The sequence below is a fragment of the Domibacillus sp. genome (genome assembly GCF_031181085.1).
In the GTDB taxonomy this organism is placed as follows: Bacteria; Bacillota; Bacilli; order Bacillales; family Domibacillaceae; genus Domibacillus.
On sequence record NZ_JAPSLE010000001.1, the window covers coordinates 433,811 to 447,188 of the forward strand.

The following is a 13,378-nucleotide window of genomic DNA, read 5'->3' on the forward strand; positions in this document are numbered from 1 at the left end:
TGAATGTAGTGAAAACGATAAGTTTATTAGGGGCAACCGGATCCATTGGTGTGCAGACTCTTGATATTATACGGAAGCATCCAGATTCTTTCCGGCTGGCGGCTTTTTCTGCAGGGAAAAACGTGGAAGCTGCTGAAAACATCATTCGAGAATTTGAGCCAGCGCTCGTCTCTGTTATCGAAAAAAATACAGCAGAACGCCTGCAGGCGAAGTTTCCGTCCGTACGCGTATTGTATGGAAAGGAAGGGCTTGAAGCAGCGGCAGTGATTCCGGAAGCAGACACACTTGTAAACGCGGTGATTGGCAGTGTCGGCCTGGAGCCGACGCTTAAAGCGATAAAGGCGAAAAAAAACATCGCCATTGCCAATAAAGAAACGCTTGTTACAGCTGGACATATTGTAACCGAGGCCGTAAAGCAGGCAGGCGTTCATTTGCTTCCAGTTGATAGTGAGCATTCAGCCATTTTTCAAAGCCTGCAGGGTGAACAGGAAAAAAATATCAGCCGGATCATTTTAACAGCTTCAGGCGGAAGCTTCCGTGATAGAAAAAGGGAAGAGCTCGAAAAAGTAACCGTAGAAGAAACATTAAATCATCCAAACTGGTCTATGGGCGCGAAAATAACAGTCGATTCTGCTACAATGATGAATAAGGGGCTTGAAGTAATTGAAGCGCACTGGCTGTTTGGCCTGCCTTATGAACAAATTGATGTTATTTTGCACCGTGAAAGCATCATCCACTCGATGGTCGAGTTTCATGACCGGTCGGTGATGGCACAGCTTGGTTCACCTGATATGCGTGTGCCGATCCAGTATGCACTCACTTGGCCGGACCGGCTGCCTTTTCCTGATACGGCTCAGCTGAATTTAGCCGAGATTGGCCGTCTTCATTTTCAAGAGATGGATTTTGACCGATACCGTATGCTTCATCTTGCTTACACAGCGGGACGCACAGGTGGAACGATGCCTGCCGTGATGAATGCGGCAAATGAAGAAGCAGTAGCTGCTTTTCTCGATCGGAAAATATCATTTTTGCAAATTGATGAAATGGTGGAGCGGACGATGGAGGGACATACACCTGTTCAATCACCAGAACTTGGGGCAGTGCTGGAGGCAGATGCTGAAGCCAGGGCGGCAGTACGCTCACTTTTATCATAAAAAAAGGTGGTTAGAAACGTTTGAATACCGTTATAGCGTTTATCGTTATCTTTGGATCGCTTGTTTTTTTCCATGAATTAGGCCACTTTCTCTTTGCTAAGCGGGCCGGTATTCTATGCCGTGAATTTGCGATCGGATTCGGTCCAAAAATATTTGCGCATAAAAAAGGAGAAACCGTTTATACGATCCGCCTGCTTCCGCTCGGAGGCTATGTACGCATGGCGGGTGAAGACCCAGAAACGACAGAACTGAAAGCCGGCCAGAGAATTGGCGTTGTTTTTAATGAAAAAGGCGAGGCGGTTAATTTAATTATAAATGGCCGGGACCGCTTTAAAGATGCTCGCACGATTGAAGTTGAAAAAGCGGATCTTGAACATGGCTTAACAATCAGTGGATATGAAGAAGGCGAAGAAGAACTGCGCACTTATCCGGTACACCGTGAAGCTTTAATGACCGAAGACGAGTTAAGCACGCAAATTGCGCCGTATGACCGCCAATTTAATTCAAAAACGCTTCCGCAGCGTGCTATGGCTATTTTTGCCGGTCCTTTGTTTAACTTCATTCTCGCATTCATTATTTTCGTAGTACTGGCCATGATTCAGGGAGTTCCAACGGACGAGCCAAAGCTTGGTGAAGTGATTAACAATGGGGCAGCAGTTGAAGCCGGCTTGAAAGAAGGAGACCGTGTGATCTCCATTAATGGAGAAAACATGGGATCGTGGAAAGAAATCGTTACGGTTATTCAGGACAACCCAGGAAAAGAGTTAACTTTTGCCATCGATCGTAATGGGGAACAACTAACGATACCTGTTACGCCGGATAAAGAAACGGCAGAAGGCGAAATATTCGGCCGTATCGGCGTGTATAGTCCTTTTGAGCACTCTGTACTTGGCTCGTTCACGTACGGGGCCAAAGAAGTGTACGTTTGGACGAAGATGATCATCAATATGCTTGGCACGATTGTAACGGGGCAGTTTTCGCTTGATATGCTGTCAGGGCCTGTTGGCATTTATGTTTCCACCGATACAGTCGCTCAGTCCGGCATTTTAAACCTGGCAAAATGGGCGGGTGTACTGAGCATAAATCTCGGGATCATGAATCTCCTGCCGCTTCCAGCTTTAGACGGCGGACGCCTGCTGTTTTTCTTGTATGAGGCGATACGTGGAAAGCCGGTAGACCGCCGCATGGAGGGTATGGTGCATTTTGTCGGCTTTGCGCTGCTTATGCTTTTGATGATTGTAGTTACATGGAATGATATTGAAAGATTCTTTTTACAGTAAATTATTATTTTAGTCGAGGTGCGATTGAATGAAACAAAGCAAAACGTTAATTCCAACGATGCGGGAAGTACCGGCTGATGCGGACGTAAAAAGCCATCAGCTGCTTCTTCGCGCCGGTTTTATCCGGCAAAATGCAAGCGGGGTTTACAGCTATCTGCCGCTTGGCCAAAAAATGCTCCGCAAAGTAGAGGCGATTGTCCGTGAAGAAATGGATGCCGCAGGGGCGGTTGAACTTCTAATGCCGGCCCTGCAGCAGGCAGAGCTTTGGGAGGAGTCAGGACGCTGGCAGACTTATGGTCCGGAACTCATGCGTTTAAAAGATCGTCATTCACGCGACTTCGCACTCGGCGCAACCCATGAGGAAGTGATTACATCTCTTATCCGGGATGAAATAAAATCATACAAGCGCCTGCCGCTGACTTTGTACCAAATTCAAACAAAGTTCCGTGATGAAAAACGACCACGGTTTGGCCTGCTTCGCGGCCGCGAATTTATTATGAAAGATGCATACTCCTTCCATGCTTCACAAGAGAGCCTGGACGAAGTATATGGTCGTTTATTTGAAGCATATTCGAATATCTTCCGCCGCTGCGGATTGAATTTCCGGGCTGTTATTGCCGACTCAGGTGCAATGGGCGGAAAAGACACACATGAGTTTATGGTGTTGTCTGATATTGGTGAAGATACAATTGCGTATTCAGACACATCTGATTATGCAGCAAATGTAGAGATGGCGCCGGTTACAGCCGTATACGAAAAAAGTGATGAGGAACAAAAACCGCTTGAGAAAGTACAAACACCTGATTCAAAAACGATTGAGACAGTCAGTGCGTTTTTGGATGTTTCGGCTGAGCAGTGCATTAAAACGCTTCTCTTTAACGTCGACGATGAAATGGTCGTTGTTCTCGCACGCGGAGATCATGAAATCAACGATATTAAATTGAAAAATGCTTTAAATGCCAAAACGGTCGAAATGGCGGATGAAGAAGAGGCTGTAAAATTATTTGGTGCTTCGTTCGGTTCGCTTGGCCCGGTTGGCCTTCCGGCTGATGTGAAAATACTGGCTGATAACGCCGTTCAATCGATGGTAAACATTGTGTGCGGGGCGAACGAAAATGGCTTTCATTATGTGAATGCCAATGCAGATCGTGATTTCCGTGTAACAGAATTTGCAGATCTTCGCTTTATTTTAGAAGGTGATCCGTCTCCAGATGGAGAAGGAACGATTCAGTTTGCAAAAGGAATCGAAGTTGGCCACATCTTCAAGCTGGGCACGCGGTATAGTGAAGCAATGAACGCTGTGTATCTGGATGAGAACGGCCGGACACAGCCGATGATTATGGGCTGCTACGGTATCGGCGTTTCCCGTGTTCTTGCAGCAATGGCGGAACAGTACAATGATGAGAACGGCTTTGTATGGCCGCTAAATCTTACGCCATTTGATGTTCATGTGATTCCTGTCAATGTGAAAGACTCGGCCCAGACAGATGCAGCAAACGAAATCTATACGGCTCTTCGGAATGCAGGTATGGATGTGCTGCTCGATGATCGTGCTGAACGTGCAGGGGTTAAGTTTACAGATAGTGATTTAATTGGTGTGCCTGTTCGTGTAACAGCAGGGAAAAAAGCTGCTGAAGGCATTGTTGAAATAAAAGTACGACAGACAGGCGAAGTAGTAGAAACGTCTGTTAAAGAAATCGTGCAAGCAGTACGCAGCTTGCAGGCTGCACTTTAAAAGAAAAAGGATGACCGGCTCGTGCCGCTCATCCTTTTCTGTGTAAGGGGGAAATAAAAATGAAGGAAGCATCAAGTGGACGGAGCCGCTTTTTAATCCTGCTGGACCAGCTTCGGCTAACAGAAGATGCAGTGGTCCGCCACTTTGAAGGAACCGAAATCAAAAAATTAACCGTATTAAAACAAGAAAAAAAGTGGCATTTTGTATTTGCGGCCCCAGCGCTGATTCCGTGTAATGTTCTCATGCGGTTTGCCGATGCGCTGTCTGCTACATTTGCCACATTTGCCTCGGTTACTTTCTCAATGGAAGTGCAGGATCGTACATGTACACCTGAGTATATTATCGAGTATTGGCCGTATTGCGTCCGCCAGCTTGAAGGCATGGCGCCTCCGCTTTTAGCGGCATTAAACGGGCAAAAACCGGAGGTATCGGGGACCAAGCTTGTGATCCGCACCCAAAATGAAATGGAAGGCATGGCGCTGAAAAACAAATATGGACGCCGCTTGTCGGAAGTGTATGAAAGTCTTGGATTTCCGCCGCTGACATTTGACATACAGGTTTCCCAAAACGAACGAAACGAAGAATATGAAAAGTTTTTAGAAGAAAAGCGCAAAGAAGATGCGGAACGGGCACGTCAGGCAGTCATCGATATGCAAAACCGGGCAAAAGAGCAGGATGAGGCTCCGGAAGAATCCGGCCCTGTAACGATTGGTTATATGATCAAGCCGGATGCAGACTTTAAAAAACTTGAAGAAATTGTTGATGAAGAGCGCCGGATTGCTTCAGAAGGGTATATCTTTGACGCAGAAACGAAAGAGCTGCGCAGCGGCCGTACGCTGCTCACTTTTAAGATTACTGACTACACGGATTCCTTAATGGTCAAAATGTTTTCACGTGACAAAGAAGACGCTGCGATGTTTAACCGTATTAAAAAAGGCATGTGGGTACGTGTGCGGGGGTCTGTTCAAAATGACACCTTTGTCCGTGACCTCGTGATGATCGCCAATGATGTAAATGAAATTCGTTCCCCGACGCGGGAAGATACAGCAGAGGAAAAACGGGTGGAACTTCATCTTCATTCACCGATGAGCCAGATGGATGCCATAACTTCTATCAGCACATTAGTCGGGCAGGCAAAAAAATGGGGGCATCCGGCTATCGCTATTACCGATCATGCAGTGGCTCAGTCGTTCCCGGAAGCATACAGTGCCGGAAAAAAACATGGCGTAAAAATTTTATATGGGATGGAAGCCAATCTCGTTAATGACGGTGTGCCGATCGCATACGAAGATGCCGACCGGGAGCTTGCTACAGACACGTATGTGGTTTTTGACGTTGAAACGACGGGCCTTTCAGCAGTATACGATACGATTATTGAACTGGCAGCAGTCAAAATAAAAGACGGTGAAATTATCGACCGGTTTGAACGATTTGCCAACCCGCATCATCCGCTGTCTGCAACGACCATTGAACTGACCGGGATTACCGATGACATGGTACAAGACGCTCCCGAGATAGACGAAGTGCTCCGTGATTTCAAAGAGTGGACCGGGGATGCCATCTTGGTTGCGCATAATGCTTCGTTTGATATGGGCTTTATTCAAACAGGCTACAAAAAGTATGGTATCGGCCGGACCTCAAATCCAGTGATTGACACACTGGAGCTGGCACGTTTACTGTACCCGGATATGAAAAACCACCGGCTGAACACACTGGCGAAAAAATTCGATGTAGAATTAACCCAGCATCACCGTGCGATTTATGATGCGGAAGCGACGGGATACATCCTGCTTAAATTGTTAAAAGATGCAGATGAAAAAGGGATTAAGAAACATAACGAGTTCAATAACTTTATGGGGGAAGGTGGGGCCTATAAACGTGCACGTCCTTACCACTGTACGATTCTTGCCCAAAATGCAGAAGGGCTGAAAAACTTATTTAAGCTTGTGTCCCTCTCGCATATCAATTACTTTTACCGTGTGCCGCGCATCCCGCGTTCTGTTTTGCAAAAGCACCGCGGCGGCTTGCTGATTGGCTCCGGCTGCAACAAAGGGGAAGTATTTGAAGCGATGATGCAAAAAGGGATGGACGAAGCACGACAGGCTGCTGAGTTTTATGATTATTTAGAAGTGCAGCCGAAAGCCGTGAATGCGCCGCTGATTGAAATGGAGCTTGTACGTGATGAAGCAGGTCTTGAAGATATTATTCGAAACATCGTCACCATTGGAGAAGAACAAAACAAATTAGTTGCCGCAACCGGCAATGTTCATTATTTAAATGAAGAAGACAAAGTGTACCGCCACATTTTAATTTCATCTATGGGCGGAGCCAATCCATTAAATCGCCAGACGCTGCCGGACGTTCACTTCCGGACAACGGATGATATGCTTGACGCTTTTTCATTTTTGGGGAAAGAAAAAGCGCATGAGATCGTTGTGGCCAACACGAATAAGATCGCTGATATGATCGAAGAAGTCAAACCGATTAAAGACGACCTGTATACGCCGAAAATCGAAGGCGCTGACGAAGAAATGCGGGAAATGAGTTATGGTATGGCACGGAAGATTTATGGGGATGACCTGCCGGAAATTGTAGAAGCGAGGCTTGAAAAAGAATTAAAAAGTATCATCGGCCATGGATTCGCGGTTATTTACCTGATTTCGCATAAGCTGGTGAAAAAGTCGCTTGATGACGGTTACCTGGTTGGCTCACGCGGATCGGTCGGTTCGTCATTTGTTGCCACGATGACCGAAATAACAGAAGTAAATCCTCTGCCTCCGCACTATGTATGTTCATCGTGCAAAAAATCCGAGTTCTTTGATGACGGATCGATCGGCTCTGGATTTGACCTGCCGGATAAAGATTGTCCAAACTGCGGCATTCCCTACAAAAAAGACGGACATGATATTCCGTTTGAAACATTCCTTGGATTTAAAGGAGACAAAGTACCGGATATCGATTTGAACTTCTCGGGTGAGTATCAGCCGCGTGCGCATAATTACACGAAAGAGCTGTTTGGTGAGGATTATGTATTCAGGGCCGGCACCATTGGTACGGTAGCGGAAAAAACCGCCTACGGCTATGTGAAAAAGTATGCTGAAGAATATACGAAGCAATACCGGAGTGCTGAAGTAGACCGTCTTGTATCTGGATGTACGGGCGTTAAGCGGACAACAGGACAGCATCCGGGCGGTATTATCGTTGTGCCGGATTACATGGATATATACGATTTTTCACCGATTCAGTATCCGGCAGACTCTGATAAATCAGAGTGGAAAACAACCCATTTTGATTTCCATTCCATCCACGATAACCTGCTTAAGCTCGATATTCTCGGCCACGATGATCCAACGGTAATCCGGATGCTTCAGGATTTATCAGGCATAGATCCAAAAACGATTCCGACCGATGATCCTGAAGTAATGAAGATTTTCAGTGGCACTGAATCCCTCGGTGTAACGGAAGAACAAATTATGTGTAAAACCGGTACACTTGGTATTCCGGAATTTGGTACGCGGTTCGTCCGCCAGATGCTTGAAGAAACAAAACCAACTACATTCTCAGAGCTCGTTCAAATTTCCGGTTTGTCTCACGGAACGGATGTATGGCTCGGTAATGCGCAGGAACTGATTCAAAAAGGCATCTGCCAGCTGTCTGACGTAATCGGCTGCCGGGATGACATTATGGTCTATTTGATTTACCAAGGGCTTGAACCGGCTTTTGCTTTTAAAATCATGGAATCTGTCCGTAAAGGAAAAGGGCTGACAGAAGAAATGGAAGAAGAAATGCGCAAAAATGAAGTGCCGGAATGGTATATTGATTCATGTAAAAAAATCAAATATATGTTTCCGAAAGCGCACGCCGCCGCTTACGTTTTAATGGCCGTACGGATCGCATACTTTAAAGTGCATTTGCCGCTTCTTTACTATGCTGCTTATTTTACGGTCCGTGCGGAAGATTTTGATATCGATGTGATGTCAAAGGGCTCCTCTGCGATCAAAGCACTGCTTCAGGAAATTAACGCAAAAGGGCTGGATGCATCACCGAAAGAGAAAAACTTAATGACGGTTCTTGAGCTGGCACTTGAGATGGTAGAGCGCGGTTTTACTTTCAAAAAAGTGGATTTGTATCGTTCAAGCGCAGATGAATTTGTCATTGACGGTAATTCTCTTATTCCGCCGTTTAATGCGCTGCCGGGTCTTGGGACAAATGCGGCTAAAAATATTGTGGCGTCCCGTGAACACGGTGAGTTTTTATCCAAAGAGGATTTACAGCAGCGCGGCAAGGTTTCGAAAACCATTATGGAATACTTGGAGAAAATGGGGTGTCTCGATGCGCTGCCCGATCAAAACCAGCTGTCACTGTTTTGAGGCGCGTTTGCAAAAAGGGTGCATTTATGGTATCCTTACAGATGGAAATTGCATGATAACTCTCTTCGAAAGAGTGGGCCGCCCCCACTCTTTCGTGTTTGTTGCGGGGATGTTCCGAAACAAATTTTTTCATGCGGGAGGATAAAAAATGAGCAAAATCATCGAAACGGTTGAAGAAATCGCCGTACCAATCATTGAAGAATTAAACCTCGAACTCGTTGAAACAGAGTATGTAAAAGAGGGGAAAAACTGGTTTTTGCGCCTCTACATTGACAAAGAAAACGGCGTGGACATTGAAGAGTGCGCAGCGGTCAGCGAACGGTTGAGCGAAAAGCTTGATGCACTCGACCCGGATCCGATTCCACACAATTATTTCCTTGAAGTCTCATCACCAGGGGCAGAGCGCCCGCTTAAAAAAGAGCAGGATTTCGAACGGGCTGTCGGCCGGCATGTGAACATTAAGCTTTATGAGCCAATTGATGGGGAAAAAACATTTGAAGGAACACTTCTTTCGTTTGCAGATGGCGAACTGACTGTAGAATATATGGTTAAAACCCGCAAAAAGCAAGTAACGGTTCCACTTTCCAAAGTAGCAAAAGCGCGTCTGGCTGTCACATTTTAAAAAAATTTAATAAGATATGGATGTAAGGAGGCTTTTTGGCCAATGAGTTCAGAATTATATGATGCGTTGCTTTATCTTGAGAAAGAAAAAGGCATTGAGCGCAGTTTGTTAATTGAAGCAATTGAAGCAGCACTTGTCTCAGCGTATAAACGCAATTTCAACCAGGCACAAAACGTTCGGGTGGAGCTGAATTTAGAAGCCGGCTCAATGCGTGTGTTTGCCCGGAAAGAGGTAGTAGATGAAGTATTCGACTTCCGTTTGGAAATTGCGTTGGCTGATGCAGTACAAATCAATCCTTCGTATGAAATTGGCGATGTGGTCGAAATGGAAGTAACACCAAAAGATTTTGGCCGGATTGCAGCTCAAGCAGCAAAGCAAGTTGTAACGCAGCGTGTTCGTGAAGCAGAACGCGGAATTATTTATTCAGAATTTATCGACCGTGAAGAAGATATTATGACCGGCATTGTACAGCGCCAGGATGCCCGCTTTATTTATGTAAGCCTTGGTAAAATCGAGGCGCTTTTGCCACAGGCAGAGCAAATGGCGAATGAAACATACAAGCCGCATGATCGAATCAAAGTGTTTATTACCAAAGTGGAACGGACAACAAAAGGCCCACAAATTTATGTATCACGTACACATCCAGGACTTCTGAAGCGCTTGTTTGAAATTGAAGTGCCGGAAATTTTTGACGGCACTGTTGAAATTCGTTCGGTATCACGCGAAGCAGGCGACCGTTCCAAAATTTCTGTTCATGCAGAAAACCCGGAAGTGGATCCGATTGGCGCATGCGTCGGTCCGAAAGGCAATCGCGTTCAGGCAATCGTAAACGAGCTGAAAGGCGAGAAAATCGATATCGTTCAGTGGTCAGAAGATCCGGTTGTCTTCGTGGCTAATGCCCTTAGCCCGGCTAAAGTCGTTGAGGTTATGGTGGATGAGGAAAACAAAGCAACAACCGTTATCGTACCGGACTATCAATTATCACTGGCTATCGGCAAGCGCGGTCAAAACGCCCGTCTTGCAGCGAAACTAACCGGCTGGAAAATTGATATCAAAAGTGAAACGGACGCTCGGGCAGCAGGCATTTACCCAAGCGGAAAAACAGCCGAGCAGGATGAAGACGATACAGAGCCGGCGAACAACAACCTTGAAGATTTCTTTTCTGAAGAAATCGAATAAGGAGGCGTACTGCAATGCCAATGCCTAAAAAAGTGCCGCTTAGAAAGTGTGCGGCAACAGGAGAAATGAAACCAAAAAAAGAAATGATCCGCATTGTCCGGTCGAAGGAAGGCGAAGTGTCCGTTGACCCAACCGGCAAAAAATCGGGACGAGGCACTTATGTTTCCCGGACGAAAGAAGCAGTGGAAGCAGCTCAAAAGAAAAATGTGCTGGCACGGCAGCTGAGTGCGGAAGTGCCGCCATCTATTTATGAGGAATTATTTGAGCTTGTAGCGAAAGGCAACGACTGAGATGGCCGTACATCCATGGGCTTCGTTTCTCGGTCTTGCCAACCGGGCTGGCAAGCTGATTACCGGTGAAGAACTGACCGTAAAAGAAATACAGCGCGGGAATGCAAAACTGGTTCTTTTATCGAAAGATGCATCTCGCAACACAGAAAAGAAAATAACGGATAAAGCAGCTTTTTACAAAGTGCCGGTGCGCCGCGTAGAAAATCGCGAAGTACTCGGACAGGCCATTGGCAAAGAAGCGCGTGTCGTTGTAGCGGTAACGGACACCGGTTTTGCTAAAAAGCTTAAAACGCTTATCGAGGAGGAGTGACAGAAGCGATCTGTCATGACAAGGAGGCTGTTTGAATTTGAATAATAAACCGAATAATCAACAATCAACTACGAACAAACCGGCAGGAAACCGTGGACCGGCAAAGCCGAAGCCAACAGGTTCTAGACCAGGCCAGCAAAAACAGGGCGGTTCAAAACCGGGTTCCCGCGGCATTAACGGCGGGCCGCGCGGGAAAGGCCGTTCCGGTGGACAGCGAAAAGGAGCACCGAAACAGCCAATTCCTGTGAAAAAGAAAGAAATTCCGGAAAAAATTGTTTTCTCCGGTTCTTTAACAGTAGGTGAGCTTGCCAAGAAAATGAACGTTGAACCATCTGATGTCATTAAAAAATTGTTTATGCTCGGCGTAATGGCAACGATCAACCAGGAGCTTGATAAAGATGCCATTGAACTTGTGGCAGGCGAGTTTAACGTAGAGGTAGAAGAAGAAATTTTAATTGATAAAGCAGACCTTGAAACATATTTTGATGAAGAAGATTCTGAAGAAACTGCGGTTGAACGTCCGGCTGTTGTAACCATTATGGGTCACGTTGACCACGGAAAAACGACACTTTTGGATTCTATTCGTAACACAAAAGTAACAGAAGGCGAAGCTGGTGGTATTACGCAGCATATCGGTGCTTACCAAGCTGAAGCAAACGGCAAAAAGATTACATTCCTTGACACACCAGGACACGCTGCGTTTACAACAATGCGTGCACGTGGTGCAAAAGTAACCGATATTACCATTCTTGTAGTGGCAGCAGATGACGGTGTTATGCCGCAGACCGTTGAAGCCATCAACCACGCAAAAGCAGCAGAAGTGCCGATTATCGTTGCAGTAAACAAAATTGATAAGCCGGCTGCAAATCCGGATCGTGTGATGCAGGAATTAACAGAGCATGGACTTGTTCCTGAAGCATGGGGCGGCGATACCATCTTCGTTCCGCTTTCAGCAAAACACGGCGAAGGTATTGATACATTGCTCGAGATGATTCTTCTTGTTGCGGAAGTAGAAGAATTAAAAGCAGATCCAAAACGAAAAGCAATGGGTACAGTTATTGAAGCCGAGCTGGATAAAGGCCGCGGTTCTGTAGCAACATTGCTTGTTCAAAACGGTACGTTAAATGTCGGTGACCCGATTGTTGTTGGAAACACATTTGGCCGTGTCCGCGCCATGGTAAACGACATTGGCCGCCGTGTTAAAACAGCTGGCCCATCTACCCCGGTTGAAATTACCGGATTGAATGAAGTGCCGCTTGCGGGTGATCGATTCGTCGTATTCGAAGACGAGAAAACAGCACGTCAAATCGGGGAATCCCGTGCGCAGGATGCTCTTTTGGCACAGCGGAGCGAGAAAACAAAAGTCAGCCTTGATAACCTGTTTGAACATATGAAACAAGGGGAAATGAAAGATTTAAACATCGTTTTAAAAGCCGATGTACAAGGATCGGTTGAAGCGGTAGCGGCTGCTCTTCAAAAAATTGAAGTAGAAGGCGTAAACGTAAAAATCATCCATACCGGTGCCGGTGCGATTACAGAATCAGATATTATTTTGGCTTCTGCTTCAAATGCCATCGTTATTGGATTCAATGTGCGTCCGGATGTGAATGCAAAACGCACGGCGGAAGCGGAAGAAGTAGAAGTACGCCTGCATCGTATTATCTACAAAGTCATCGAAGAAATCGAGGCTGCGATGAAAGGAATGCTTGATCCGGAATTTGAAGAAAAAATTATTGGACAAGCGGAAGTACGCCAGACATTCAAAGTGTCTAAAATCGGTACAATTGCGGGAAGCTATGTAACAGAAGGGAAAATCACACGTGATTCAGGCGTCCGCTTGATTCGCGACGGCATCGTTATTTTCGAAGGAGAAGTCGATGCGCTGAAACGCTTCAAAGATGATGCAAAAGAAGTCGCGCAGGGCTATGAGTGCGGGATTACTATTCGTGGCTTTAATGATGTCAAAGAAGGCGATGTTATTGAAGCGTTTATCGAACAGGAAATCGAACGTAAGTAACCTTCGTCCCAAGGAGTGAGAAGTATGTCAATGCGTTCTAATCGTGTGGCGGAACAAATGAAAAAAGAACTGACGGAAATTTTAAGCCGGAAAGTTAAAGATCCCCGTATCGGATTTCTAACCGTAACGGATGTAGAGGTTACCGGAGATCTGCAGCAGGCAACCGTTTATATTACGGTGCTTGGCGGTGAAGAAGAGCGGGAGGGCACACTGAAGGCATTAGCGAAAGCAAAAGGATTTATCCGTTCTGAACTTGGAACTCGAATCCGTCTTCGCAAAACCCCGGAGCTTATGTTTGAGTTTGATGAATCAGTTGCGTATGGAAACAAAATCGATACGCTGCTGCGGGAATTAAGAGACTCAGACCCGTCGTAATACAAAAAGAGCGCCTTGAGAAGCAGCAGGAATGTCGGCTGCTTGA

At 46.1% G+C, this 13,378-nt stretch carries 10 protein-coding genes; all 10 read left to right on the forward strand.

Features of this window, described 5'->3' with window-relative positions; all coding sequences use genetic code 11:
- Positions 1 to 8 precede the first annotated feature (8 nt).
- On the forward strand, positions 9 to 1,154 hold the full coding sequence (locus tag RIN81_RS02395; RefSeq protein WP_309087110.1) for a 1-deoxy-D-xylulose-5-phosphate reductoisomerase: 1,146 nt from the start codon (positions 9 to 11) through the stop codon (positions 1,152 to 1,154).
- Positions 1,155 to 1,174: 20 nt separating this feature from the next.
- On the forward strand, positions 1,175 to 2,434 hold the full coding sequence (rseP, locus tag RIN81_RS02400) for an RIP metalloprotease RseP (protein ID WP_309087111.1): 1,260 nt from the start codon (positions 1,175 to 1,177) through the stop codon (positions 2,432 to 2,434).
- 28 nt (positions 2,435 to 2,462) lie between these two features.
- The gene (locus RIN81_RS02405; RefSeq protein ID WP_309087112.1) at positions 2,463 to 4,169 is read left to right on the forward strand and encodes a proline--tRNA ligase; all 1,707 of its coding nucleotides are present in this window, start codon (positions 2,463 to 2,465) and stop codon (positions 4,167 to 4,169) included.
- Between the two features lie 59 nt (positions 4,170 to 4,228).
- The gene (locus RIN81_RS02410; RefSeq protein WP_309087113.1) at positions 4,229 to 8,539 is read left to right on the forward strand and encodes a PolC-type DNA polymerase III; all 4,311 of its coding nucleotides are present in this window, start codon (positions 4,229 to 4,231) and stop codon (positions 8,537 to 8,539) included.
- Positions 8,540 to 8,687: 148 nt separating this feature from the next.
- Positions 8,688 to 9,161, forward strand: a complete 474-nt coding sequence (rimP, locus tag RIN81_RS02415) for a ribosome maturation factor RimP (protein WP_309087114.1) — start codon at positions 8,688 to 8,690, stop codon at positions 9,159 to 9,161.
- A gap of 42 nt (positions 9,162 to 9,203) precedes the next feature.
- Positions 9,204 to 10,340: a transcription termination factor NusA gene (gene nusA / locus RIN81_RS02420; RefSeq protein WP_309087115.1), complete on the forward strand. Its 1,137-nt coding sequence runs from the start codon at positions 9,204 to 9,206 to the stop codon at positions 10,338 to 10,340.
- 14 nt (positions 10,341 to 10,354) lie between these two features.
- A complete protein-coding gene (rnpM, locus tag RIN81_RS02425) occupies positions 10,355 to 10,630 on the forward strand; it encodes an RNase P modulator RnpM (protein WP_242234464.1) in 276 nt (91 codons plus the stop codon).
- Between the two features lies 1 nt (position 10,631).
- A complete protein-coding gene (locus RIN81_RS02430; RefSeq protein WP_242234465.1) occupies positions 10,632 to 10,940 on the forward strand; it encodes a YlxQ family RNA-binding protein in 309 nt (102 codons plus the stop codon).
- Between the two features lie 37 nt (positions 10,941 to 10,977).
- Positions 10,978 to 12,957, forward strand: coding sequence for a translation initiation factor IF-2 (gene infB, locus RIN81_RS02435; protein ID WP_309087116.1), 1,980 nt, complete (start codon positions 10,978 to 10,980; stop codon positions 12,955 to 12,957).
- 24 nt (positions 12,958 to 12,981) lie between these two features.
- A complete protein-coding gene (rbfA, locus tag RIN81_RS02440; protein WP_046175015.1) occupies positions 12,982 to 13,332 on the forward strand; it encodes a 30S ribosome-binding factor RbfA in 351 nt (116 codons plus the stop codon).
- Positions 13,333 to 13,378 lie beyond the last annotated feature (46 nt).